This window comes from Amycolatopsis sp. 505 (assembly GCF_031625235.1).
Taxonomy (GTDB): domain Bacteria; phylum Actinomycetota; class Actinomycetes; order Mycobacteriales; family Pseudonocardiaceae; genus Amycolatopsis.
Window position 1 is genome coordinate 1 of record NZ_JACKQP010000018.1, and the last position, 24,711, is coordinate 24,711.

Sequence of the window (24,711 nt, forward strand, 5' to 3'; positions counted from 1 at the left end):
GTAGTGTTTCGGTGGTTATAGCGTCAGGGAAACGCCCGGTCCCATTCCGAACCCGGAAGCTAAGCCTGACAGCGCCGATGGTACTGCAACCGAAGGGTTGTGGGAGAGTAGGACACCGCCGAACTTAATTCAGGAAAAGGGCCTGGGCCCGGTCGAGACCAACAGTCTCCCGGCCCAGGCCCTTTTCCTATCCGCAGAGCAAGCCGTGTCGACCCCCCAATCACAGGTGTCGACCCTTCAATCACAGGTGTCGACCTCCGGATCACGAGTGTCGTCCATCCGGGCACGCAAGTCGTCCACTCGGGTACGCGAGCAGACCATCGCGGTACGCGAGTTCCGCCCGCAACCACGCGAGTCACGGGCCCCGTCACGCGAACCCCGAATCGCCCGGCGCCGCGCCGGATCACGCGTCCGCTCGGGCCGGCCGCTGTGATGCCCGGCCAACCCACGTGATGCCCCCTGATCACAAGGGATGCTTTCGAGGCACGCGTGATGCCGCCTGGAGCACCCGAGATGCCTCGCCTCGCCGCGGCGGTGCTCCCGAGATCGCCCTCGCACGCGCCAAGGTGTACTAGGACTCGGCACCCGCGCAACCCAAGCCCGTTCTCGCGTGACTGAAGGCGAAACTTACGTTCCTCGACGGGCGACACGCGTACCCAGGCGGACGACACGCGTACCTGGATGGACGACACGGTGCCTGGAGGGTCGACACGCGTGATTGGAAGGTCAACTCGCGTGATTGAGGGGTCGACACGGGTGGTTGGAGGGGCGGAGGGCTGGCGGGGGTATGAGGAAGGGGGTCAGGAGCGGAGCTCCTGACCCCCGGACGAGGATTGGGGTTACTTGATTGCGGAGCCGGCTTGCCAGTCGGGCCAGGACTTGGACCAGTCGCCGTACAGGTCCCAGACCGGGAGCTGGGGGCCGCCCGAGTTGGTGACCTCCACGACGTCACCCAGGCCCATGTTCTGGAAGAACCACTGGGCGTTCGCGTCGTTCAGGTTGATGCACCCGTGCGACACGTTCGAACTGCCCTGCTGGCTCACGCTGTTCGGGTTCTCGTGGACGAACTCGCCGTCGTTCGAAATCCGCTCCGACCACTTCTCATTGGACCGGTACGCCTTCGGGTCCGGCGGGCAGACGCCGTACGTGCAGGAATCCATCGTGTAATTGGCCTGCTTGTCCGAAATCACGTGCGCGCCCAGGTGGGTCGGCGTCGCGTCCTTGCCCATCGAAATCGGCATGGACTTCACCATCTGGCCGTTGTGGAAGATCTGCATCTGCTCGCTGTTCCCGTCCGCCTTCGCGATCCAGGAATCGTGTACCTTGTACGTTTCCGTACGGTCCTCCGCGCCGAACACCCCGCCGCCGAAATCGACGCCGTAGATCTTCGCCGTCACCTTCAGCGTCGTGCCGGCCTTCCAATACTCCTTCGGCCGGTAGTGGACGTTCGAGTCGTCGATCCAGTACCAGCCGCCGTCCTGCTTCGGGGTCGACTCCACCGTCAGCGCCTTCTCGACCGCCGCCTTGTTCTTGACCGCGATCTTGCCGAAGCTGAACACGATCGGCTGGCCGACGCCCACGCCCGTGCTCGCCACCGCGGACGGTGCCGGGATCAGGTTGGCGTTCGCCTGCTTCTTCGGCGACAGCGTCGTGATCTGGTTTTCCTGCTCGATCGGCTTCCCGTTGCTGCCCTGGGCGTGCGCGACGATCTTGTACGTCGCGCCGTAGCCGAGCGGCTCGCTGGACGTCCAGCTTGACCCGTCGGCCGCCAGCTTGCCGGCGACCGTCTTCCCCTTGGCCGCGTTGGTCACCGTGACGTCGAGCAGTTTCCCGTTGGCGGCCTTGACGACGATCGGCGTCGCCGGGTTCACCGCCGTGCCGCCCGCGGGCTCGAACGTCACCGCGACCGGCGTTTCGGACGGCGAGGCGGAGCCCGATGCCGGGTCCCCGCCGGCGGGCGAACCGCCGTCGTCACCGGACGAGCAAGCGGAAAGCAGCAGTGCCCCGGCGAGGATTCCGGCCACCGAAAGTAAAATCTTCTTGGGGAGCATATTGTCTCTTTTTGGGAATTGGGATCGGCAGGCATTCGTCATCAAAACTACGCGATAGCGATGACGTTCTTGCCGGCGGATCGGTGCATCGGCGTGACGTGGATCACGTGATGACGAGCCCCGGTGCGCCGTACAGCCCCGGCCCGTTCACCGCAAGCGCGCCGAGGTACTCGCGCGCCGCCGTGTACGCCTCTTCCGCCAGTGCTTCCGTGTGCCCGAAATCCAGGGGGTTCACCCGGACCGGCGCCGGCCCCGGCAGGTAGACCACCGGGACCGAAGCCGCGGCCAGCGGCGCTTCCAGTACGGCCTGGTTCCGCATGCTGATCATCGCGGTGAACATCATCACCTCGGCGAACGTCCGCGGCGCGCCCGGCAGCTTCCCGGGGAACGCGCAATCCAGCACCACCAGCGAGGCCGCCCCCATGGCGAGGGCCTGCCGCATCGGCACGTTCGCGACGAGCCCGCCGTCGTACAGCAGCTGCCCGTCGTGCTCCACCGGCGGGAAGATCCCGGGGATCGCGCAGCTCGCCAGCAACGGCTCCAGCAGCCGCCCGGAGCGGATCAGCAGCGGCTCGGCCGTGTCGACCTGCGTGGTGACGACGCCGAGCGGCAGCGCCAGGTCCTCGAAGCGGGTGTCGGCGCCCAGGTGGTCGGCGATGATCCCGGCCAGGCCCGTGTTGGGGAACAGGTGCGTCCTGCTCTGGGTCAGCGTCCGGACGCGGCTCAGCATGCCGCCGGGGAACGCCTCGGCCCGCGTCATGTGCGCCCAGATGTCGTGCAGCCGGGCGAGCGCGTCGATGCCGGAGCGGGCCAGCACGGCGGCGTTGAGCGAGCCGACCGACGTCCCGGTCACGACGTCCGGCGTCAGCCCGGCCTCGGTCAGCGCGCGCAGCATGCCGACCTGCATGGCGCCGAGGCTGCCGCCCCCGCCGAGGACGAAACCGATCGGCCGGGGAAGATCCGCGAGACTCATGCCGCCGAATGTAGTACTCAGGGCACGCGTTCGGGCTCCGGCTCGGGCGCGGCCAGTGCCTTGCGCTTCTTCAGCCGCAGCAGGAAGAACACCGCGACCACGGCGAGCACGCCGACCACGATCAGCCCGCCGGTGTTCAACGCGCCTTCGATCCGCTTCGCGGCTTCACCGAGCGCCGCGCCGATGCTGATGTGGACCAGCGACCAGCAGAACGCGCCCGCCGCGGCGGCCGGCAGGAACTTGCGGAACGGCAGCCCGGACGTCCCGGCGGCGGCCGGCGTCAGCGTCCGGATCACCGGCAGGAAGCGGGCGAAGAACACCGCCCAGGCACCCCGGCGTTCGAGGACGCCGGTGGCCTTGTCCCAGGCCTCCAGGCCGTACTTGCGGATCAGCTTCGTGTCACGCAGGCGCGGCCCGAAGCGGCGGCCGATGCCGTAGCCGAGCGCGTCGCCCGCCGTTGCGCAGAGGGTCACGACCAGCCACAGGACCAGGAACCGGGGCACGGTGTTCGCCGTCGTCGCGGCGATGAGCAGTCCCGATTCGCCGGGGGCCAGGAAACCGAGCCCGATCGTGCACTCGGCGAACACCAGGCCGCCGGTCGCGGCGACGAGCCCCGGTTCCGGGAGTCCCTGCAGCCAGCTGAGGAGGTCCGAAACCAGGGCCATGTCCCCACTTTACCGATCCTTTAAGGATGGTGGGGTGACGTGCGTCACCGGGCCAGGAGCGACGCCGCTTCCTGGGCTGCGGGACCTTCGGCCGCCAGGTGCTGCAGGTTTTCGGGCAGGACCTCGCCGCGGTGGGCCTTGGTCTGGGCGTAGAGCCGTCCCGCGCGGTAGGACGAGCGCACCAGCGGCCCCGCCATCACACCGGCGAAGCCCATCGCCTCGGCCGCCTGGGAGTGCTCCACGAACTCCTCCGGCTTGACCCACCGATCCACCGGGTGATGCCGCGGCGACGGACGCAGATACTGCGTGATCGTCAGGATCTCGCACCCGGCGTCCACCAGATCCTGCATCGCCGGCGCGACCTCGTCCGGGGTCTCGCCCATGCCGAGGATCAGGTTCGACTTCGTCACCAAACCGGCCTCACGCGCCGCCGTGATGACCTCCAACGACCGCGCGTACCGGAACCCGGGACGGATGCGCTTGAAAATCCGCGGCACCGTCTCCACGTTGTGGGCCAGGACCTCCGGCCGCGACCCGAACACCTCCGCCAGCTGCACGGGGTCGGCGTTGAAGTCCGGGATCAGCAACTCCACACCGGTACCGGGATTCAACGCGTGAATCTGCCGGACCGTCTCGGCATACAGCCAGGCACCACCATCGGGAAGATCGTCACGAGCGACACCGGTGACGGTCGAGTACCGCAAGCCCATGGCCTGCACCGACTCGGCGACCTTCCGAGGCTCGGTACGGTCCAGCTCGGCGGGCTTACCGGTATCGATCTGACAGAAATCACACCGCCGGGTGCACTGATCGCCACCGATCAGGAACGTGGCCTCCCGGTCCTCCCAGCACTCGTAAATGTTGGGACAACCAGCCTCCTCACACACCGTGTGCAAACCCTCGCGACGCACCAGACCCTTGAGCTCGGTGAACTCCGGCCCCATCCGCACCCGCGTCTTGATCCACGACGGCTTCTTCTCGATCGGCGTCTCACTGTTGCGAACCTCGAGACGCAGCAGCTTCCGGCCTTCAGGCGCAGCACTCACGACTTCAACCGTACGCCCGTCCGGGCTACGCGGGATCGGGGGTGACGCCGGTCAGCTTCGCCGTCAGCTCCCACAACGCCGACCCCAGGCGTTCGCTGCGCGCGGCGGCCACGGGCGGCACCGCCGCGGGGTAGCCGCGCAGGTTGCCGAGGCCGCGGGGGCCGAAGTAGGTGCCGCCTTCGACGCCGTCGGCCGTGGCCGCGTAGAGCTGCGGGAGAGCGCCGATGCGGGTGTTCTGGGCGAACAGGACCTCGCCGAGGCGGTGACCGCCGGCGATCAGGGACCGCAGCACCGGGTTCGAGTACGACCGCGCCATGCCGCTGCCGAGCCCCGTGGCGGTGTAGCCCGGGTGGGCGGCGACGCTGAGCACGCCGGAGCCGGCCGCGCGCAGGCGGCGGTCCAGTTCGAGCGCGAACACCTGGTCGGCGAGCTTCGACTGCCCGTACGCGGCGGCGGGGTTGTAGCGGCGGTGCTCGGCGTTCGGGTCGTCGAGGTGGATGCGGGCGCCGACGGCGGCCAGGCTCGACAGCGTGACGACCCGGCCGCGCAGGGCGGGCATGAGCAGCCACGTCAGCGCCGCGTGGCCGAGGTAGTTGGTGCCGAACTGCAGCTCGAAGCCGTCGGCGGTGCGGCCGCGGGCGGTGGCCATCACGCCGGCGTTGTTGACCAGCACGTCGAGCGCGTCGCCGGTGCGTTCCCGCACCGACGCGGCCGCCGCGCGCACCGAGGCGAGCTCGCTCAGGTCCAATGGGACGAGCTCGGGTTCGGCGCCCGCGGCGGCGGCTTTCACGGCGTCGAGTGCCTTCGCACCGCGTTCGGCGGAGCGGCAGGCGAGGAGCACGCGGGCCCCCTTGCCCGCGAGTACCAGCGACGTGCGCAGGCCGAGCCCGGAATTCGCCCCGGTGACCAGGACGGTCCGGCCGCTCTGGTCGGCGATGTCGGCTTCGGTCCAGCGCTGCGTCATGCGCTCACTTAACTCCATCCATGCCCCCGCCACCGCCCTCAACGGAGGCGCTTCGCGCCGCTGTACTGATTCGTTACGCACTGGGCGCGAGCAGTCGGCGCAGATGTCCGATCACCGGACGGCGGCGTTCCTCGCGGTTCGCCCGCAGCAGCGCTTCGAGCGCGTGACCCACCTTGACGATCTCGTCGGCCGGCTCGCGCGGGTCGGCCAGGCCGGCGGTGACGGCGAGCATCCGCAGCTCGCCTTCGTGCATCCGGCGCAGCGACGCGTGCCGCTCGTAGGCGCCGTCGAGGACCGCGCGCAGGTCGGTGTGCTCGTCGACGGCGGCGCGCCAGGCGCGGGTGACGGCGTCGACGTGGTCGCCGAGGCCGTCCGCGTCGTCCGGGTCGACGACCTCGGACCGCAGACGGCCGCTCAGCGTGCGCGTCCACTGGTACTGCAGGGCGGTGAGGACGTTTTCCTCGGTGCCGAAGTGCTCTTCGGCACCGGGCACCTCCTCGAGCGGCAGCGGCTCGCCCGGGTTGCGGGCGGCCAGGCGGACGGTCGCTTCGAGGATTTCCTGACGTCGGTAGAAGTCGGTCCAGCTCATGGTGTGGCTCCCCTTCCGTGGCCCGGGTCATACCGCGGGTCTGCGGCATACTCCCGGTACGGACCTGACGCGCCGAACATACCATGAGTATGGAGAGCGGTTCCCGGCGTAAAGTTGTGAAGGTGGCGACAATGAGGTCCAGACGACTCGACTACTCCGAGTCGACGCGGTCCGCGCTGGTCGACAGCGCGGTCGAACTGTTCACCAAACGGGGTTACGCAGGGACCTCGCTCGACGAGATCGCCAAACGCGCCCGGGTGACCAAGGGGGCGCTGTACCACCACTTCAGCGGCAAGCAGGCGCTCTTCGAAGCCGCGTTCGACCAGGTCGAGAGCCTCGTCTACGACCGGCTCGACAAGATCATGACCGGCGAGGGCACGCCGTGGGAGCGGGCGCTCGCCGGGCTCAACGCGTTCTTCCGCGCCTGCCTCGACCCGGCGTACCAGCGGATCGCCATCCACGAGGCGCCGGTCGTGATGGGCTGGGAGCGCTGGCGCGAAGCCGAGGAGCGGTGCAGCTTCGGGCTCGTGCGGTCCGGCCTGCAGGCGCTGATCGACGCGGGCGAGGTCGAGCCGGTGCCGGTCGAGGTCACCGCGCGCCTGCTGTTCGGCGCCCTGTCGAGCGCGGCGACCGAAATCGCCAGTTCGCCCGACCCGAAGAAGGTCCGCGCCGAGATCGAGGACGTCATCGTCCGCATGCTGGTACGGCTGCGGCGCACGGAGCCCGACGTCTCTATAGGCTGATCTTCGTGGACTTGAGGATCTTCACCGAGCCCCAGCAGGGGGCCAGCTACGACGACCAGCTGCGCGTCGCCAAGGCGACCGAAGCCGCCGGGTACGACGCCTTCTTCCGCAGCGACCACTACCTGAAGATGGGCTCGGCCGACGGCCTGCCCGGCCCGACCGACGCGTGGATCACGCTGGCCGGCCTGGCCCGCGAGACCAGCCGCATCCGGCTGGGCACGCTCGTCACCGCGGCGACGTTCCGCCACCCGGGACCCCTTGCCATCTCGGTCGCGCAGGTCGACCAGATGTCCGGTGGCCGGGTCGAATTCGGCCTGGGTGCGGGCTGGTACGACGCCGAGCACGACGCGTACGGCCTGACGCTGCCGCCGCTGAAGGAGCGCTTCGACCGCTACGCCGAGCAGCTCGAGGTCATCACCGGGCTGTGGAAGACGCCTCCGGGTTCGACGTATTCGTTCGACGGTCAGTATTACAAGCTGACGGAGTCGCCGGCGTTGCCGAAGCCGGCCCAGTCGCCGGCGCCCCCGGTGATCATCGGAGGCGGCGGGAAGAAGCGCACGCCGGCCCTGGCGGCGAGGTTCGCGGACGAGTTCAACCTCCCGTTCACCGACGCCGAGACGGCGGTGGCCCAGTTCGCCCGCGTCGAGGCGGCCGCGGCGGAGATCGGCCGGGACCCGAAGGAGATCCTGCGCTCGGTGGCGTTGGTGATCGCGGTCGGCCGTTCCGAGGCGGAGGTCGTGCAGCGGGCTTCGGTGATCGGCCGGGACGTGAGCGAACTGCGGGCCAACGGGCTGGCGGGGTCCCCCGCGGAGGTCGTCGACCGGATCGGGGAGTGGCGGGAGAAGACCGGGATCACCCGGGTCTACCTGCAGCTGCTGGACCTGTCGGACCTGGACCAGATCGATCTGGTGGCCGCCGAGGTCGCGCCGCAGCTGGACTGAGCAGCCGCGGCCCGGCAAGGTCCAAGCGCCTTTTGCAGCTGCTGCCTCACCGGCGCGAACGGCACGCGGACGCCGGACTTGCACCCCGCCCAGACCTGCCCCGCCACCCCGATCCGAAGCCCGCACGCGGACGGTGGTGCCGGGTCAAGGCACGCTTTCCCGCCTTGACGCGGTACCACCGGCCGTAGTGACAATCCCGGCTTCGGGGTGGTGGGCACCGAGCGCTTCCACCACGCAGCGACCCTCCCGCTCTTCTGGCAGGGGCCGGCAAAAGTTCTGCCGCTGTGGGTGCCGGCGCTCCTCCAAGGTCGCGAATGACTCATTCGGGACCTCGGACGTCCCGAATGAGTCATTCGCGACACCACAGGCCCGCCGCCGCGCGCGAGTCGCCCGACTTTGCCGGCGGGGATGGCTCGATCCGGGCGGCGGAGGCGATTCCGTGGCCGCCGAGGTCGCGCCGCAGCTGGACTGAGCAGCCGCGGCCCGGCGAAGCCGGAGCCCTGCCGAAGAGACCTCACCGGCGCGAACGGCACGCGGACGCCGGACTCGCACCCCGCCCAGACCTGCCCCGCCACCCCGATCCGAAGCCAGCACGCGGACGGTGGTGCCGGGTCAAGGCACGCTTTCCCGCCTTGACGCGGTACCACCGTCCGTAGTGACAATCGCGGCTTCGGGGTGGTGGGCACCGAAATCCGTGGCCCCCACCGCACTGAGCAGCCCCCGATTTCCACGCTAGCGCAAGGCACCGACAATTCCGCCCGCCGAAGCAAGGCCGGCCCCCTGTTATCCACAGAGAGCCGGCCGGGAGCGTCTCAGTTCTGGAGCGCGAAGGTGACGCCGGCGGCTTCGGGAGCGGCCGGGCGGGGGAGCCAGCGGTCCTCGCTCACCGGCAGCTCACCCTCGAGGGCCGCCAGCACCGCGTCCCGCGCCAAGGGGAGGACCGCCTCCACCGTCACGTCCCGCTGCAGCTCGTACGACAGGGACGTCACCCCCGCGTCGCGGATGCCGCACGGGACGATGTTGTCGAACGCCGCCAGGTCCGCGTTGCAGTTCAGCTCGAAGCCGTGCATCGTCACGCCTCGCTGGACGCGGATGCCGATCGCCGCGATCTTGCGCTCGATTCCGCGGTCGTCCGCCGGGATCCAGACGCCGCTGCGGCCTTCGACGCGGCCGGAGTGCACGCCCAGCTGGTCGCACACGTGGATCAGGGCCTCTTCCAGGCGCCGCACGTAGTGGACCACGTCGATCGGGTCCGCCAGCTTGACGATCGGGTAGCCGACCAGCTGGCCCGGGCCGTGCCAGGTGATCTTGCCGCCGCGGTCGACGTCGATCACCGGGGTGCCGTCCGTGGGGCGGTCGGCCTCCTCCGTGCGCTTGCCCGCCGTGTACACCGACGGGTGCTGCAGCAGGAGCATCGTGTCCGGCGCGGTGCCGTCCGCCCGGGCCGTCAGGAAGCTCCGCTGGAGCTCCCAGGCTTCGGTGTAGTCGATCGTGCCGAGCTCGCGGACGTCGACGGGCTCGGTGCTGGCGCGGCAGGTGCGGGAAGAACTCACCCGTCGAGGCTACGCCCGTCACCCGGGGGAAGCAGCCGCAAGGCGCACGCTGAGAGCAGCCCGACACCGGTCACCGCCAGCACTGCGCCGATCGTGTCGCTCACCCAGTGCACGCCCAGCAGAACCCGGCAGGCGGCGCTGAGCACGACCGCCACCGCGGAGATCAGCAGGATGCGTTTCACCAGCCGCGGCCACAGCCACGCGCCGAGCAGCACCAGCACGAACCCGACGCTCGCCACCGACGTCACGTGCCCGCTCGGGTAGCTCAGGTCGGGGTAGTCGCGCGGGCGCTCGCGCAGGAAGATCGGCTTGGCCGTCAGGCTGGTCAGCCGGCACAGCAGCAGCACGACGGCGAGCCGCACGCACAGCCCCGTGTGCTGCCGGTGCCGCAGCGCCAGCGCGAGCAGCGCCACCCCGAGCACGTACGGCAGCACCGGGCCGAGGATGTCGCTGCCGATCTCCGCCACCCGGCCGAGCGGCTGCGTGTAGACGCCGTGGAGGGCGTTCGCCACCTGTGAGTCGAGGGTCAGCGGGTGCCGCGCGACGCCGAGCCCGAGCGCCACGAAAGCCGCCGTCAGCGCGACACCGACGACGAGCCAGCGCTTGAGCGGGACCGTCATGCCGCGGCGAGCGCGCTGTCCAGGGTCCGGTGCCGGAACTCGTACCCCGACCGCTCCAGCGCCGCCGGGACGGCCCGCTGCCCGAACAGCGCCATCTCCTCCCCGGCCTGGCCGAGCACGGCCTTGAGCGCGATCCCCGGCACCCACCACGGCGCCGGCCGGTGCAGCGCGCGGCCGACGGCGCGGGTGAACTCGGCGTTGGTCACCGGCGCCGGGCCGGTCAGGTTCACCGGCCCGGACACGTCGTGCGTCAGGACGTGGACGATCGCGCCGACCTCGTCCTCCAGGGAGATCCACGGCATGTACTGGCTCCCGTCCCCGAGCCGCCCGCCCAGGCACAAGGCGAACAACGGGCGCAGCGTCCCGTACAGCCCGCCCTTCGCCGACAGGACCAGCCCGGTCCGGATCTTCACGACCCGCGCATCCCCGGCACCCGCCGTCGCCGCTTCCCAGGCTTCGCAAAGCTCGGCGAGGAAACCCCGGCCGCGCGGCGCTGACTCGTCCACTGTGGACGCCCCGGTGTCGCCGTAGTACCCGACGGCGGAGGCGTTGACGAGCACGCCGACCCCGTGTTCGGCGACGGCTTCGGCGAGCACCTCGGTCGGCTCGACCCGGCTGTCGGTGAGCTGCTGCTTGCGCATCGCGCTCCACCGGCCGGGGAACAGCCGCTGACCACCCAGGTTCACGACGGCGTCGACGCCTTCGAAGGCACCGCTCGCGATGGTCCCCGACGGCGGATCCCAGCGGAATTCGCCGCCTTCGCGCGCCTCACGCCGCACCAGCCGGCGGACCTCGTGGCCCTCACGCCGCAGACGTTCGCCCAGCGCCGACCCGATCAAGCCGCTCGCTCCGGCGATCAGTACTCGCATGCTTCGATCGTGGCCCATCAGGGTCCGGGCCGCACGCCCAGGTCCTCCGCGAAAGCCGTGAGGTCGGACAGGATCGCCAGGCCGAGCGGCGCGAGCGGGACGTCCGGGAAACCCGTTCCGGTGTAGCACATCGCGATGGTCGCCCCGCCCGTGGACAGGCCGAACCCCCGGCTGCGCGGCAGCGAGCCACCCTTGTACAGCACGGTGCCGCCGAGCTTCCGGCGCGCGAGCTCGGCGGCGGGGGTCTCCGCGACGGCGAGGTGGCGGTGGAAGGCGAACAGTTCCGCGGCCGTGCCCCGCGCAGTCCCCTGCGTCCACTCCCATTCCGCCTCGTCGGAAACCGGCTCGCCCCGGACGCGGTCGAGGGCCGCCCGCCGGAACGCCGGGTCCCCGGTGAAGCGCGCGGTCAGGTCGGGTTCGGCGGGGAAGAACGAGCGCAGGGTTTCGCCGCAGAACCAGCGCAGATCGGCGTCCGGCCAGCCGCCGTCCGCCGCTGCGGCCCGCAGCGCGTCGTCACCGAGTCTGGCCCTCAGGTAGTCGGGGGCCGCGTTGTCGCTTACCGAGATCATCGCCGTGGCGATCGCGTCGAGCGGGACGAGCTGCTCCGGGTCGCGGGCGACGCCGTACTCGTCGCAGGCGATGCCCAGGGAGGTCAAGGCCCGGTGGTGCGCACCGGCGCCGAGCGGGCCGTCGCCGTCGAAGGGGTGGAACGCGTCCCAGTCGCCGACCCGGACCGGCTCGTCCGGGTCGAGCCCGCCGGCCACCGCTGTCGTGTAGGCGAGCAGCGGGACGACTTTGATCGTCGAGGCCAGGACGCGCGGCACGTCCGGGAGGTGGCTCAGCCGGAGCCCGGCGCCGTCCTCGACGACCACCGAAACATCGCCGCGGTGGTCGGCGAGCCAGGCCCGGAACGCCGCGAAGGGCTCCCCACCGGCTGGTGCGGAGCCCTTCGCGGTCATGCGGTCAGAGACCGAGTTCGCTCTCGAAGTTGCCCTCTTCCAGGCGCTGCTTGATCGTCGTCAGGAAGCGGCCCGCGTCGGCCCCGTCCACCAGGCGGTGGTCGTAGGTCAGCGGCAGGTACGCCATCGAGCGAACGGCGATCGTGTCGTTGCCGTCGGCGTCCGCGATCACGACCGGGCGCTTGACGACCGCGCCGGTGCCGAGGATGCCCGACTGCGGCTGCACGATGATCGGCGTGTCGAACAGCGCGCCGACGCTGCCGATGTTCGTGATCGAGAAGGTGCCGCCCGACAGCTCGTCCGGCTTGATCTGGCCCGACCGCGCGCGGCCCGCCAGGTCGGCGATCCGGTGCGCGAGACCGGCCAGGCTCAGCTCGCCCGCGTCGTGGATCACGACCGAGAGCAGCCCGCGCTCGGTGTCCACCGCGATGCCCAGGTGCACGGCGCCGTGGTAGGTGATCTCCTTCGTGTCCTCGTTGTAGGACGCGTTGACGTTCGGGTGCTGCTTGAGCGCCTCGACCGTGGCCTTCGCGAAGAACGGCAGGAACGTCAGGTTGACGCCCTCGCGCTCCTTGAAGCCCGCCTTCGCGCGCTGGCGCAGCTTGGCGATCTTCGTGACGTCGACCTCCTGGACCTGCGTGAGCTGCGCGGCGATCTGCAGCGACTCACGGGTCTTGGTGGCCGTGATCTGGCGGATCCGGCTGGCCTTCTGCACGGTGCCGCGCAGCGCCGCGAGCTCCGGCGACACCGCGGCCGCGGGACGCGCGGCGGGCGCCGACGGGGCGGCGGCGGGAGCGGCGGCCGCGGCCGGAGCCGGCGCGGCGGCGGCCTTCTGCTTCTCCTCGGCCGCGGCCAGGACGTCCTGCTTGCGGATCCGGCCGCCGACGCCGCTGCCGGTCAGCGACGCGAGGTCGATGCCGTGCTCGGACGCGAGCTTGCGGACCAGCGGGGTGACGTACGGGCCGTCCGCCGAGCCGTCCTTCGCCGCGGCGGCCGGGGCCGACTGCGTGGCGGCCGAGGCCGGGGCGGCCTGCGGCTTCGGTTCCGGCTTGGGCTCGGGCTTCGACTCCTGGACCGGCTCGGGCTTGGGCTCCGGCTTGGGTTCCGGCTTCGGCTCGGGCTTGGGTTCCGGCTTCGGTTCCGGCTTGGCCTCGGCCTTCGGCGCCGCACCGGCGTCCCCGATCACGGCCAGGACGCCGCCGACCTCGACGGTCTCGTCCTCGCCCGCGCGGATCTCCAGCACCGTGCCGGCGACCGGCGACGGCACCTCGGTGTCGACCTTGTCGGTGGAGATCTCGAGCAGCGGCTCGTCGACCTCGACCGAGTCGCCGACCGCCTTCAGCCAGCGGGTGACGGTGCCCTCGGTGACGCTCTCGCCCAGCTCGGGCAGCTTCACCTCGGTGCCTTCGCCACCGGCGGCCGGCGCGGTGTCCGGCTTGCTCGGCGCTTCGTCGGAGGCCTGCGGCGCGGGCTCCTCCTGCTGCGGCTCGGGCTGCGAGGGCGCCTCTTCCTGCGCCGGGGCCGACGACCCGGACGACTCCGGCACGCCGCCGGTGCCGTCGTCGATGACGGCGAGCTCGCCGCCGACCTCGACGGTCTCGTCTTCCTGGGCGCTGATCTTCACGACCGTGCCCGCGACCGGGGAGGGCACCTCGGTGTCGACCTTGTCGGTCGAGATCTCGAGCAACGGCTCGTCGACCTCGACGGTGTCGCCCTCCTGCTTAAGCCACCGGGTGACGGTGCCTTCGGTGACGCTCTCCCCGAGCTCCGGCAATGTGACGGAGTAGGCCATCGTTCGCTGACTCCTCTTCCAAGTTCTGCGTGGTCTGGATTCTGCTGGTGGGACGTCAGCTGTGCACGTGCAGCGGCTTCCCCGCGAGGGCGAGGAACGCTTCACCGAGGGCCTCGGTCTGGGTGGGGTGCGCGTGGATCAGCGGGGCGACGTCCTCGGGGAACGCCTCCCAGCTGTAGATCAGCTGCGCTTCGCCGATCAGCTCGCCGACGCGGTCGCCGACCATGTGCACGCCGACGACCGGGCCGTCCGGGGCCTTGACCAGCTTGACCCCGCCGGAGGTCTTGAGGATCTGGCTCTTGCCGTTGCCGCCCAGGTCGTAGGTGAACGTCGTGACGTCCGAGCCGTACTTGTCCTTCGCCTGCGACTCGGTCAGCCCGACCGACGCGACCTCCGGGTGCGAGTAGGTGACCCGCGGGATGCCGCTCTCGTCGATCACGCGCGGGTTCTGCCCGGCGATCTCCTCGGCGACGAAGATGCCCTGCTGGAAGCCGCGGTGCGCGAGCTGCAGGCCGGGGACGATGTCGCCGACGGCGTAGACGTTCGGCAGGTTCGTGCGCAGCCGCTCGTCGGTGAGGACGAAGCCGCGCTCGATCTTGACGCCGGCCTCCTCGTAGCCGTGGCCCGCCGAGTTCGGCCCGCGGCCGACGGCGACGAGCAGCAGGTCGGCCTCGATGGTCTCGCCGGACTCCAGCGAAACGCTCACGCCGTTGTCGTCCTGCTTCGCGCCGGTGAACTTCACGCCGGTCTTGAAGGCGATCTTGCGGCGGCGGAAGGCGCGCTCGAGCTGCTTGGACGCGAACTCGTCCTCGTTCGGGACCAGCCGCGGCAGGGCCTCGACGATGGTGACGTCGACGCCGAAGGAAGCCCAGACGCTGGCGAACTCGACACCGATGACGCCGCCGCCGAGCACCACGACCTTCTTAGGGACGTAGTCGAGGGCGAGGGCCTGCTCGCTGGCGATGATGCGGCCGCCGAGCTCCAGGCCGGGCAGCGTGCGCGAGTACGAGCCGGTGGCGAGGATGACGTTCTTGCCGGTGTAGCGGGTGCCGTCCACCTCGACGGTCGTGCCGCCGACGAACGTGCCCGCACCCTCGACGAGGTTCACCTTGTGCGCCTTGGCCAGGCCCTGCAGGCCCTTGTACAGGCGGGCGACGATGCCGTCCTTGTACTTGTTGACCCCGGCGATGTCGATGCCCTCGAAGGCGGCCTTGACGCCGACCGCTTCGGCTTCACGGGTCTCGTCGGCGACCTCGGCGGCGTGCAGCAGGGCCTTGGTCGGGATGCAGCCCCGGTGGAGGCACGTCCCGCCCAGCTTGTCCTTCTCGATCAGCGTGACGGAAAGGCCCAGCTCGGCCGCGCGGAACGCCGCGGCGTAGCCGCCCGATCCGCCTCCCAGGATCACGAGGTCGGCGGAGGTGTCGGTCACTTCATTAACTCCTCGGCAAGCAGTGGGGTGATGCTCTGTCGTCGCGCCAGCGCCCGGTATAACCGCGCGCGCGACACCGCCATCTTGTCACTACGCCGGACGGGGCTGCGAGCTAGCCGGGTGTGCGACGCCGACCACACGCGGAGTCCGGGATAATGAGTGGCGTAGGTCTCGGGAGGAGAGGTGGTCGAGGTGGGGCTCTTCGACTCGCTGCGCAGGCGGGCCAAGGGTGGGCAACGGGCCGGTACGCTGCGGAAAGCCAGCTCCGAGGACACCCGCCACCTCGACGAGTGGGCGGCCACGAGGCGGGGTGTCGAGGCGTTCGTGGAGCCGAAGACCAACGTCACGGAGACCACTGTGGTGTTGATCGCCCATGACGGAGAGTGGACGCGGCGGCGCATCGGCAGCCTCGAGGCGGCGCAGCAGTTCGGCCACCGCCGGTCGATCCCGGTGTACGAGGTCGCCCGGGTGGGCTACCCGAAGCGGATGCGCGAGTACACCGAGCGGAAGAAGCGCGGCCAGGTCTAGATGTGATGTCCAGGGACGTTGTTCCGAGTCGAGGTGACCCGGTGTCGGCCTGTCGTGCTGACAGGTGAAGGCCTCCGGCTGTGAAGTGGAGCTGTCGAGGAACCACATCACGCCTCCGGAGGCCTTCGTGTCCCACCCTAACGCCACCCTGACCCCACGCACCCGGCTACGACTGGCACGCCTGATCGTCGAACAAGGCTGGACCTGCGCCGAAGCAGCGAAGATGTTCATGGTCGCGGCAAAGACCGCGGCGAAGTGGGCCAAGCGCTACCGCGATGAGGGCGCGGCCGGGATGGCTGATCGCAGCAGCCGGCCCCACCACAGCCCGGCCCGCACACCCGGGCCGGTGGTCCGGGCGATCGTGAAGCTGCGGTGGCGGCAGCGGCTGGGCCCGGTCCAGATCGGCGGCCGGCTCGGCCTGCCCGCATCCACCGTGCACGCGGTCCTGGTGCGCTGCCGGATCAACCGCCTGTCCCGCATCGACCGGGTCACCGGCGAACCGCTGCGCCGCTACGAACACGACCACCCCGGCTCGCTGATCCACGTCGATGTCACCAAGTTCGGCAACATCCCCGACGGCGGCGGCCACCGCTACGTCGGCCGGCAACAGGGCGAGATCAACAAACGCGCCACCCCCGGCCTGGCCCGCGGCGCGGACTACAAGCCCCGCACCGGGACCGCGTTCGTGCACACCGTCATCGACGACCATTCCCGCGTCGCCTACGCCGAAATCCACACCGACGAAACCGCCGCCACCACCACGGCGGTCCTGCGCCGGGCGGTGTCCTGGTTCGCCGACCTCGGCGTCACCGTCGAGCGCGTGTTATCGGACAACGGCTCGGCCTACCGCTCCCATGCTTGGCGGGACACGTGCGCCGAGCTGGGCGTTAGCCCGAAACGGACCCGGCCTTACCGGCCGCAGACCAATGGCAAGATAGAACGGTTCCACCGGACGCTGGCCGACGGGTGGGCCTACGCCTGCTTCTACCCGACGGAGACACTGCGGCGGGCGGCGCTGCCAGGGTGGCTGCACTTCTACAATCACCATCGACCCCACAGCTCAACCGGCGGCAAGCCGCCGGTCACCCGGCTGACCAACCTCCCTGGACATCACATCTAGAGGTCGATCCGGCCGACGACCTCGCCGTTGAAGGTCTGGCCGGTGGGCCGGAAGCCCAGCTTGAGGTAGAAGTCCTCCGGGCCGCCCTCGGCCGGGATCCACAGCACGGTCGCGGTGGTGTTGCCCCGTCTTCGGGCTTCTTCGAGGACGGTCTCGACGGCGAACCGGCCGTAGCCGCGGCCCTGGACACCCGCGCCGACGTTGAGCCGCCAGATCCCGCAGCGGAAGAAGTCGAGCTCGGCGCCCGGGTCGAAGGCCCCCATCACGAAGGCCACCGGTTCGCCGTCGTCGCGGATCAGGCGGGGCCAGGCGATTTCCGGCTGGGTGTAGGCCTCGGCGAGCGAGACGGCGACGGGCGCGACGAAGTCCTTCTGGTGGGGTTCGACGGCCAGCTGGCACGCCGCGGCGACGTTCCCGGGGGTGATCTTCTCCACGGTGAGGGTGGTCACCGGGTCCAACCTAGCCTGCCTGGGCGAGCAGCGTGGCGTGCCGGACCAGCGCCGCGCGGAACGACGGGTGGACGGTGGTGCCGAGCACCGGGTCGACCTCGACGACGTGCCCGGCCGAGAGGAGCAGCACCGCGGGGTCGGACAGGATCACGACGCCGTCCTCGGCCCGCAGGTCCGCCGTGCCGAGGAGGCGGGGGAAGACCACGTCGGCGGGGAGGCCGTCGCAGGTGCGGAGGAACTCGCGGTGGTCGGCGGGGAGGTCGGCGTCCAGACGGAGTTCGGCCGAGCGGATCGCCGCTTCCGACGCCGGGGGCGGGGCCGTCGCGCCACCACGCAGGCGCAGGATCTCCGCGACCAGCTCCGGCCAAGTGCCGAGGTCCCGCGGGTACCGCTCGTGCAGTGCCGCGACCAGCGCACCCGCGCACGCCGATGCCCCATCACCCAGCTGGAGCGGGTCCGCGCCCGCCACCAGCGCCGGCGCCAACGCCCGCGTCGCCGCCAGCGTGGCGACGTCCGGGTGCGGCCCGGCGAGCGAAGCCCACCGCGCCAGGTCGCCCTCGGCGAGCGCCGTGCGAACCCGGTCCGGGCGGGCCGGCGCCACCCGCTTGACCACCTCGGCGACCGGGCCCGGCGGCAGCACACCCTCCACGTCGGAAACCGGACGGCGCAGCGAAGCCGCGTGCGCGCGCTCCTCGGCATCGAGATCGAGCGGCGCCAACCCCTCGGCCCAAGCCGGACGCGCGCCCCGGGCCTCGAACAGCATCGCCCACGCCCGCGCTCGCACCGGGTCCGCGGCCAGCGCGGTCACCGGCCGTTCGGTCCGGGCCTGCCACTGCGTGACCAGCCGATCGGCCTCGTCGAGGGCGCCGGAGGCCGCGAGCAGGAGGGCCGCGTACCCCACCTGGTCGTCGACGCGTGCCTCGGGCGCCGTCAGGACGTCGCGGACCGCCGCTTCGAGGTAGTCCTGCACCCCGCCGACCCTAGCCGAGGGCTTGCTTCGCCCCCGGGTGCAGCGGGACCGGGTCGGTCTGGGCCGCCAGTTGCTTCGAAATCTCCTTCGCCGCCGGGTGCACCTTCGCCAGCTCCGCCTGCTTGTCGAAGATCAGCTTGGTGATCGCGCACGCGTTGCCCGCCGGGAAGTCGTCGCGCACCAGCAGCAGGTTCGGCACCACGACCGTCGGCACGTCCGCGGGCTGCCCGTACGCCGCCGCAGGGATCACGGCCTGGTCGTAGACCGGGTTGACCTTCTTCAGCGCGGGCAGCAGTGGCGTGATGTCGAGGAACTTCACCTTGTCCTTCAACGCCGTGGTGATGTCGGTGATCTGCGCGGTCGGCAGGCCGCCGGACCAGACGAGCCCGTCGAGCGTCCCCGCCTTCATGCCGTCCGCGGTCTTGGCCAGGTCGAGCCGTTGCGCCTGGACGTCGCTGTCGGGCTTGAGGCCGGCCGCCTGGAGGAGGCGGTTCGCGATCACTTCGGTGCCGGACTTCGGGGAGCCGGTCGAGATCCGCTTGCCCTTCATGTCCGCGACGCTGTCGATCCCGGCGTCCGTGCGCACCAGCACCTGCGTGGAGTTCGGGTAGATCCGGGACAGGGCCTGGATCTTCTGCGGCTTGCCGTCGAAGGAGCCCTTGCCGTTGACGGCGTCCGCCGCGGTGTCGGCCAGCGAGAACGCGACGTCGTAGTTGCCGGCCACCAGCTGCTGGATGTTCTGCACCGACGCGCCGGTTTCCGCGGCTGTCGCGCGCAGCTTCGTGGTGTTGCTGATCAGCTGGGCCAGCCCGCCGCCCAGCACGTAGTACACGCCGCCGCTGTTGCCGGTGGCGATGGTGATCCGGCCTTCGCCCGCCTCGCAGGACTGCGATCCCCCGGGAGCGGACTGGTCGGTCTGCTGTTTCCCGCCGCAGCCGGTGACGGCCAGAGCGAGCACCGCCACGGCGGCAACTGCGCGTTTCATGCTGTCCTCCTCTTGATCACGGCATGGGTGAGCAGCGCGGCGGCCCCGCACGCGGCACCGATCGCGATCGGCACCGGCTCCAGGTAGAGCAGGCACAGGGCGGCGGGCACGAACAGGAGCCGCACCGGCAGGCTGACCGGGCCGAAGAGCCAGCCGCCGGTGACCACCGCCAGCGCGGCGACGGCGAGCGCGGACACCGCCGCCACCCACAGCACGGTGAGCACGTCGGACTCCAGCAGCAGCGCCGCGCCGTTGTCGGTGAGCACGAAGGCGATCGGCACCAGGAACGCCGGGAGCGTGTACTTCCAGCACTGCCACATGGTGCCGAGCACCGAGCCGCCGGTGATCGCCGCCGAAGCGACCGCGGCGAGCGCGGTCGGCGGCGTGACCTCCGACAGCACGGCGTAGTAGAAGATGAACATCGCGCGCTCGGCGTCGGCCACGCCGAGCGTCTCCAAGGCCGGGCCGATCACCACCCACGCGATGATGAAACTGGCGGTGACCGGCACCGCGAGCCCCAGCACGCCGACGGCGATCGCCGAGAGCAGCACGGTCAGGATGAGGATCACCGTGCCGTTGTCGGTGAGCACGCCGGCCAGTTCCACCAGCGCGTCGGCGAGTTCGAGGCCCAGCCCGGTCTTGGTGATGGTCGAGGTGATCACGCCGGCCGCCGCGCACACCGCGATCACCGGCAGCGCACCCCGCACGCCGGCCGACAGCGCGTCGACCATGTCCTTCGCCCAGCCGCGCACGTCCCGGCGCCGGGCGATCAACGCGAACAGCGCGGCGACCCCGGTGGCGTAGACGACCGCGGCGAACGGCGGGATGTCGAGGGCGAGGAACACGACGATGATCGCCAGCGACAGGAAGTGGTAACCGCCGCGCAGCAACAGTTTCCAGGGATCGTCGTGCGGCACGTCGACGGCTTCGGCCTGGAACCGCCGCGCGTCGGCCTCCATCGCGAACACGATGCCGAGGTAGTAGAGCAGCGTCGGGACGGTCGCCCAGATCAGCACCTTCAGGTACGACGTCTGCAGGTATTCGGCGATGATGAACGCGGCCGCGCCCAGCGTCGGCGGCGAGAGGATGGCGCCGATGCCGGACGCCGCGAGCAGCCCGCCCGCGTTTTCCTTGGGGTAACGCGCTTTCTTGAGGATCGGCCAGGTGATCGAGCCGAGGCTGACGGCGGTCGCGGTGCCCGAACCCGACACCGTGCCGAGCAGGAAGCCCGAGAGAACGGTGGTCCTCCCCGGCGCCGTCCGCGACTTCCGGAACGCGGCGAAGGAGATGTCCACGAAGAACTGCCCGGCGCCGGAGGCGTTGAGCACCGCGCCGTAGAGGGTGAACAGCACGATGTAGCTCGCCGCGACGTCCAGGGGAGTGCCGTAGAACCCGCTGGCGTCGTTGAAGAGCGCGTTGACGATCTGGCTGAAGTCGATGCCCGCGTGGGCGATGCCCCAGTTCTGCGGGAGGAAGCCGCCGTAGTAGGCGTAGGCGAGGAACAGCAGGCAGACGATCGGCAGGACCAGCCCGGTCGTGCGGCGGGTGGCTTCGAGGACCAGGAGCAGCAGGAGCGCACCGGCGACGATGTCGAGCGGGGAAAGGATGCCCTGGCGGTTCAGGAAGTCGTCGTAGCCCACGAGCACCGGGTAGAGGCCGACGGCGAGAGCCAGGACGGCGAGCGCCCAGTCGGTCCAGCCGGGATCGTCGCGGCCGCGCAGCCGCGGGCGATAGCACAGGAAGACCAGCGGGAGCGTCACGCCGAGGAACAGTACGAGGTAGAACTGGTTGCCCTTGGCGAACGGGAAGAACACCTGCTTGAGCACCAGGACCGCGACCGCGAGGGCGACGAAGTAGACCACCCGGTCCGGGACCCGGGAGAGCGTGCGCGCCGGCCGTTCCTCGTCGTGCTCGGCGGCGATCGCGGCGGACGTGTCCTGTTCGACCGGTTGCGTCATCACCGCCCCCTTCGCGATGGTGACAACTTACGGTGTCCCGGATCACATCGAAAGGGATCTTCCGGCGGAAAACGCCGGAGGGGCCCCCGCCGTGGCGGGAGCCCCTCCGGGGAAAGCGCGGTCAGCCGTTGGCGGCGATGTCCGCGAGCACCGCGGCGATCGAGCGGACCGGGACGCCGGTGCCGCCCTTGCCGGTGTAGCCCCACGGGCCGCTGGTGTTGAACGACGGGCCCGCGATGTCGATGTGGACCCAGTCGAGGCCGTCGGCGACGAACTCGCGCAGGAAGATCCCGGCGGCGAGCATGCCGCCCCAGCGGTGGCCGGTCACGTTGGCCAGGTCGGCCAGGCGCGAGTCGAGGTCGGCGCGCAGTTCCTCCGGCAGCGGCATGGCCCAGCCGTTCTCGCCGGTGGCCTGCATGATCGCGGCGACGCGGTCGCGGAACTCGTCCGAGCCCATCACGCCGGCGGTGCGGTTGCCGAGCGCGACGACCTGGGCGCCGGTCAGCGTCGAGGTCTCGATCAGGTAGTCCGGGTTCTCCTCGGCCGCGCGGACCATCGCGTCGACCAGGACCAGCCGGCCCTCGGCGTCGGTGTTGAGGACCTCGACGGTCTTGCCGCCGTACATGGTCAGCACGTCACCCGGGCGGTACGACGTCCCGGACGGCAGGTTCTCCGCCAGCGGGATGTGCGCGACGACCTCGAGCGGGTACTTCAGCTTCGCGGCCAGCACGACCGAGGCGAGCACGCCGGCCGCGCCGGACATGTCCGAGGTCATGTGGTCCATGTTCGCGGCGGGCTTGAGCGAGATGCCGCCCGAGTCGAACGTGATGCCCTTGCCGACCAGCGCGACCTTCTTGGCGGCCTTGGCCGGCTTGTAGCCGACGCGCACCAGGCGCGGCTGGCGGGACGAGCCGCCGCCGACGCCGAGGATGCCGCCGAACCCCTTGCGCTTGAGGGCCTTCTCGTCGAGCACCTCGAACTCGAGGCCGTTGTCCTCGGCCAGCTTCTTCGCGCGGTCGGCGAAGGAGGCCGGGTAGAGGTCGTTCGGCGGGGTGTTGATCAGGTCGCGGGCGACGATCACGGCCTCGGCGATGGTGCCGGCCGCCTTCAGGGTCGCCTTGTGCTCGCGGGCGGTGCCGCCGGCCGGGCTCGCGAAGTCGGCCTTGGCCAGCGGGGCGTCGCCCTTCTCCGAGCGGTAGTCGGTGAAGACGTAGGAGCCGAGGACGATGCCCTCGACGGCGGCCTGCAGGTCCAGTTCGGACAGCGTCACGAACGCGCGGTCGGTGCCGGCCAGCGCGCGGCCGGCGGCACCCGCGGCGCGGCGGACCTGCTCGGGGGTGACGGCGTCGCCCGCCTTGCCCAGGCCGACGGCGAGCACCACGCCGGCCGGGAGCTTGCCCAGGGTCGGGACCTTGACGACCTCTTCGGCCTTGCCGCTCGCGCCGAGCGTGGCCAGCAGGCCGGCGAGCCGGCCGTCGAAGGCGGCGTCCACGGCGGCGGCGCCGGGGGCGAGCACGGGACCGTCCTCGCCGGCCACGGTGCCGATGACGACCACGTCGGCGCGCGTCTTGGCCAGTGCCTCCCCGGTGTTGTCGGACAGGGCGAGCTTAGGCACGGTCACTTCTGGCTCCTCGCGCGTTCTCGTGTGGCACCGGGCACCGGCCCGGCCGGGATCGTGAGCCATGCTAATGACGACCTGACCACGGGTGAACACAGGGCGAGGGAGGGCCGCGTGCGGCTGGGTGGTGGGCTGCTGGTGGCGCTGGCGGCGGCAGCGGCGGGCGCGGGCTGGTGGCTGCTCGCCGGGCTGGGGCTGGCCGCGATCGCCGCGGGCGTGACGGCGGGGGTGCCGGAACCGGGCGATGCCCTGGTCGACCGGGTGGTGGTCGCCGTCGCGCGACTGTCCGAAGTGGCCGTCTACGCGATCGCGTTCGGCGCCTACGTCGTCCCGGCGCACCGCGAACTCGCGGCCGCGGCGTTCGTGGTGGCCGTCGCCGGGGTCGGGTTCGCCGGCCTGAAGATCCCGACGATCGTCGTACGGATCACCGGCGGGCTGCTGCTCGCCGCGGGCCTCGTGCTGGTCGCGGTCTGCGTGGCCGTGCCGCCGGTGGGGACGGCGGACGCCCTCCGGCCGCCGGACTTCGCGGGCGTGCTCGTCGCCGCGGTGCTGGTGCTGCCGTTCCTGCGCCCGCGCGGACGGGAGAACGCGGGCCTGCGCGTACTGCTGCTGGGCGCGCTCGCCGTCCTGGCCGCCTTCGCCGCGCTCTACCAGCTCGGCGCGGTGCGGCTGGGGCTGTCGCTCACCTCGCTGCGCGACCTGCTGTCCGCCGCCGACGCGGACGCGCTGCAGCCGATGCTCACGGTCGTCGCCGTGGTCGCCGCCGTGGTACCCGCGCTCGCCGCCGGGACCGACGTCCGGGCGCGGCTCGGGGTGCCGGGGATCGCCGGGCTCGTCGTCGCCGCGGCGGCCGCGTACCTGCTGCCGGTGCTGCCCGTGCTGGTGATCGCGGGGCTGGTGACCGTGTTCGAGCTGCTACTGGGCGTACGCGCGCGCAGGTACAGTGAGACCCGTGAGTGATCGACGCTGGCGGCCGGGGGAGACCGTGGTCGAGCGGTTCCACCGGCCCGACGGCTCGATCGGCCAGGTGCACCCGCTGCGCGTCCTCGAGGACGACGGCCGCGTCCTGCGCGCCTGGCTGCCGGCCGGCACGCCGATCGTCGGCAGCCGGCTCGCCGACGGCCGCCTGATGCGGGACGCCCCCTTGGAGCAGCGGTTCCGCATCCCGCGGGTGCCGGTCGCCGACTCCTGGCACGGCGCGTCGACGCTGCGCCGGATCGCCGAAGACGAGTGGTCGTCGGTCTGGTGGTTCTTCGACCTCGAAGGCCGGTTCAAGAACTGGTACGTGAACCTGGAGATCCCGCTGGGGCGCACGGCGGGCGCGGTCGACCGGATCGACGGCGTGCTCGACGTCGTCGTCGAGGCCGACGGCCGCTGGCGCTGGGACGACGAGGACGAAGCCGAGGCCGCCCTGGAGGTCGGCCGCCTGACGCTCGAGCAGTTCGACCGGCTGCGCGCCGAAGGCGAGCGGATCGGCGCGCTGGCCGACCGCGGCACCTACCCGTTCGACGGCACGGACACCGACTTCCGCCCGGACCCGGGCTGGCCGGCGCCGGAGCTGCCGGCCGGCCTCAGCCCGCGGTCAGGAGAAGGATCAGCGCCAGCACGGCGTTGACGACCGCGAGGATGACGACCGACTTCGTCGGCAGCACCTTCGGGAACGCCTTGCCGTGGATCTTCCGCCACCACACGACGCCGAAGACGCCGGCGACCAGGCCGAGGAAGCCGCCGAACCCGCTGTCCAGCACGGCCCAGCCGACCATGCCGAGCAGGCCGACGCCGAAGGTCAGCAGCACCGCGGCGACGAACGTCTTGATGTCGGCGCCGGTGGTCTTGGGCCGGGGGACCGGCTCAGTGGAGTGGTAGGTCACGGCGTCATCCTAGAGCCG

Annotated in this window: 24 protein-coding genes and 1 rRNA gene; 7 read left to right on the top strand and 18 right to left on the bottom strand. The window is 71.2% G+C overall.

All coding sequences use genetic code 11. The annotated features are described in order from the left end of the window. Positions 1-7: 7 nt before the first annotated feature. Positions 8-124 (top strand): 5S ribosomal RNA (gene rrf, locus H5965_RS43185). Positions 125-839: 715 nt separating this feature from the next. Here the strand turns inward: rrf and H5965_RS43190 are convergent. The 6 genes from H5965_RS43190 to H5965_RS43215 form a co-directional block, all read right to left on the bottom strand. Next, entirely contained in the window at positions 840-2,051 is a 1,212-nt protein-coding gene (locus H5965_RS43190) for an Ig-like domain-containing protein (RefSeq protein ID WP_310977098.1), read from the bottom strand. Between the two features lie 103 nt (positions 2,052-2,154). Continuing rightward, a complete protein-coding gene (locus H5965_RS43195) occupies positions 2,155-3,024 on the bottom strand; it encodes a patatin-like phospholipase family protein (RefSeq protein ID WP_310977099.1) in 870 nt (289 codons plus the stop codon). A 17-nt stretch (positions 3,025-3,041) separates the two neighbouring features. Continuing rightward, a complete protein-coding gene (locus H5965_RS43200) occupies positions 3,042-3,689 on the bottom strand; it encodes a DedA family protein (protein WP_310977100.1) in 648 nt (215 codons plus the stop codon). A 44-nt stretch (positions 3,690-3,733) separates the two neighbouring features. Then, positions 3,734-4,735: a lipoyl synthase gene (lipA, locus tag H5965_RS43205; RefSeq protein ID WP_310977101.1), complete on the bottom strand. Its 1,002-nt coding sequence runs from the start codon at positions 4,733-4,735 to the stop codon at positions 3,734-3,736. 25 nt (positions 4,736-4,760) lie between these two features. Continuing rightward, complete coding sequence (locus H5965_RS43210) at positions 4,761-5,699, bottom strand: oxidoreductase (protein ID WP_310977102.1); 939 nt, start codon at positions 5,697-5,699, stop codon at positions 4,761-4,763. A gap of 73 nt (positions 5,700-5,772) precedes the next feature. Continuing rightward, on the bottom strand, positions 5,773-6,288 hold the full coding sequence (locus tag H5965_RS43215) for a hypothetical protein (RefSeq protein ID WP_310977103.1): 516 nt from the start codon (positions 6,286-6,288) through the stop codon (positions 5,773-5,775). Between the two features lie 131 nt (positions 6,289-6,419). On the opposite strand from H5965_RS43215, the gene H5965_RS43220 reads away from it, so the two are divergent. Beyond that, positions 6,420-7,031, top strand: coding sequence for a TetR/AcrR family transcriptional regulator (locus tag H5965_RS43220; protein ID WP_310977104.1), 612 nt, complete (start codon positions 6,420-6,422; stop codon positions 7,029-7,031). A 5-nt stretch (positions 7,032-7,036) separates the two neighbouring features. Further along, positions 7,037-7,972 carry an LLM class F420-dependent oxidoreductase gene (locus H5965_RS43225; RefSeq protein WP_310977105.1) on the top strand — a complete coding sequence of 312 codons (936 nt, stop codon included), beginning with the start codon at positions 7,037-7,039 and terminating at the stop codon, positions 7,970-7,972. An 812-nt stretch (positions 7,973-8,784) separates the two neighbouring features. Here H5965_RS43225 and lipB read toward each other — a convergent pair. From lipB to lpdA, 6 genes are read right to left on the bottom strand one after another with little or no spacing between them, the layout of a single operon-like run. After that, the gene (lipB, locus tag H5965_RS43230; protein WP_310977106.1) at positions 8,785-9,525 is read right to left on the bottom strand and encodes a lipoyl(octanoyl) transferase LipB; all 741 of its coding nucleotides are present in this window, start codon (positions 9,523-9,525) and stop codon (positions 8,785-8,787) included. Further along, the gene (locus tag H5965_RS43235; protein WP_310977107.1) at positions 9,522-10,145 is read right to left on the bottom strand and encodes a phosphatase PAP2 family protein; all 624 of its coding nucleotides are present in this window, start codon (positions 10,143-10,145) and stop codon (positions 9,522-9,524) included. The genes lipB and H5965_RS43235 overlap by 4 nt, the downstream gene beginning before the upstream one ends. After that, positions 10,142-11,014 (bottom strand): TIGR01777 family oxidoreductase, encoded by an 873-nt coding sequence (locus tag H5965_RS43240; protein ID WP_310977108.1) that lies wholly within the window; start codon positions 11,012-11,014, stop codon positions 10,142-10,144. The genes H5965_RS43235 and H5965_RS43240 overlap by 4 nt, the downstream gene beginning before the upstream one ends. A gap of 17 nt (positions 11,015-11,031) precedes the next feature. After that, a complete protein-coding gene (locus H5965_RS43245) occupies positions 11,032-11,973 on the bottom strand; it encodes a serine hydrolase (RefSeq protein ID WP_310977109.1) in 942 nt (313 codons plus the stop codon). A 4-nt stretch (positions 11,974-11,977) separates the two neighbouring features. After that, entirely contained in the window at positions 11,978-13,765 is a 1,788-nt protein-coding gene (gene sucB / locus H5965_RS43250; protein WP_310977110.1) for a 2-oxoglutarate dehydrogenase, E2 component, dihydrolipoamide succinyltransferase, read from the bottom strand. A gap of 55 nt (positions 13,766-13,820) precedes the next feature. Beyond that, positions 13,821-15,194 carry a dihydrolipoyl dehydrogenase gene (lpdA, locus tag H5965_RS43255; RefSeq protein ID WP_310977111.1) on the bottom strand — a complete coding sequence of 458 codons (1,374 nt, stop codon included), beginning with the start codon at positions 15,192-15,194 and terminating at the stop codon, positions 13,821-13,823. A 183-nt stretch (positions 15,195-15,377) separates the two neighbouring features. Here lpdA and H5965_RS43260 point away from each other — a divergent pair, with 183 nt between their 5' ends. Both H5965_RS43260 and H5965_RS43265 read left to right on the top strand, forming a co-directional pair. Beyond that, on the top strand, positions 15,378-15,722 hold the full coding sequence (locus H5965_RS43260) for a hypothetical protein (RefSeq protein ID WP_003071911.1): 345 nt from the start codon (positions 15,378-15,380) through the stop codon (positions 15,720-15,722). Between the two features lie 127 nt (positions 15,723-15,849). Continuing rightward, positions 15,850-16,842 carry an IS481 family transposase gene (locus tag H5965_RS43265; RefSeq protein WP_310977112.1) on the top strand — a complete coding sequence of 331 codons (993 nt, stop codon included), beginning with the start codon at positions 15,850-15,852 and terminating at the stop codon, positions 16,840-16,842. Here H5965_RS43265 and H5965_RS43270 read toward each other — a convergent pair. The 5 genes from H5965_RS43270 to H5965_RS43290 form a co-directional block, all read right to left on the bottom strand. After that, on the bottom strand, positions 16,839-17,291 hold the full coding sequence (locus H5965_RS43270) for a GNAT family N-acetyltransferase (RefSeq protein ID WP_310977113.1): 453 nt from the start codon (positions 17,289-17,291) through the stop codon (positions 16,839-16,841). The genes H5965_RS43265 and H5965_RS43270 overlap by 4 nt on opposite strands. A 10-nt stretch (positions 17,292-17,301) precedes the next feature. Further along, a complete protein-coding gene (locus H5965_RS43275) occupies positions 17,302-18,261 on the bottom strand; it encodes an SMI1/KNR4 family protein (RefSeq protein ID WP_310977114.1) in 960 nt (319 codons plus the stop codon). A gap of 10 nt (positions 18,262-18,271) precedes the next feature. Further along, entirely contained in the window at positions 18,272-19,246 is a 975-nt protein-coding gene (locus tag H5965_RS43280) for a TAXI family TRAP transporter solute-binding subunit (protein WP_310977115.1), read from the bottom strand. After that, positions 19,243-21,204, bottom strand: coding sequence for a TRAP transporter fused permease subunit (locus H5965_RS43285; protein WP_310977116.1), 1,962 nt, complete (start codon positions 21,202-21,204; stop codon positions 19,243-19,245). Before H5965_RS43285 ends, H5965_RS43280 begins: the two co-directional genes overlap by 4 nt. 121 nt (positions 21,205-21,325) lie before the next feature. Then, positions 21,326-22,825 (bottom strand): leucyl aminopeptidase, encoded by a 1,500-nt coding sequence (locus H5965_RS43290; RefSeq protein ID WP_310977117.1) that lies wholly within the window; start codon positions 22,823-22,825, stop codon positions 21,326-21,328. Between the two features lie 111 nt (positions 22,826-22,936). Here H5965_RS43290 and H5965_RS43295 point away from each other — a divergent pair, with 111 nt between their 5' ends. After that, positions 22,937-23,782, top strand: coding sequence for a hypothetical protein (locus H5965_RS43295; protein WP_310977118.1), 846 nt, complete (start codon positions 22,937-22,939; stop codon positions 23,780-23,782). Then, a complete protein-coding gene (locus H5965_RS43300) occupies positions 23,775-24,437 on the top strand; it encodes a DUF402 domain-containing protein (protein ID WP_310977119.1) in 663 nt (220 codons plus the stop codon). The genes H5965_RS43295 and H5965_RS43300 overlap by 8 nt, the downstream gene beginning before the upstream one ends. Here the strand turns inward: H5965_RS43300 and H5965_RS43305 are convergent. After that, positions 24,394-24,693, bottom strand: coding sequence for a hypothetical protein (locus H5965_RS43305; protein WP_310977120.1), 300 nt, complete (start codon positions 24,691-24,693; stop codon positions 24,394-24,396). The genes H5965_RS43300 and H5965_RS43305 overlap by 44 nt on opposite strands. Positions 24,694-24,711 lie beyond the last annotated feature (18 nt).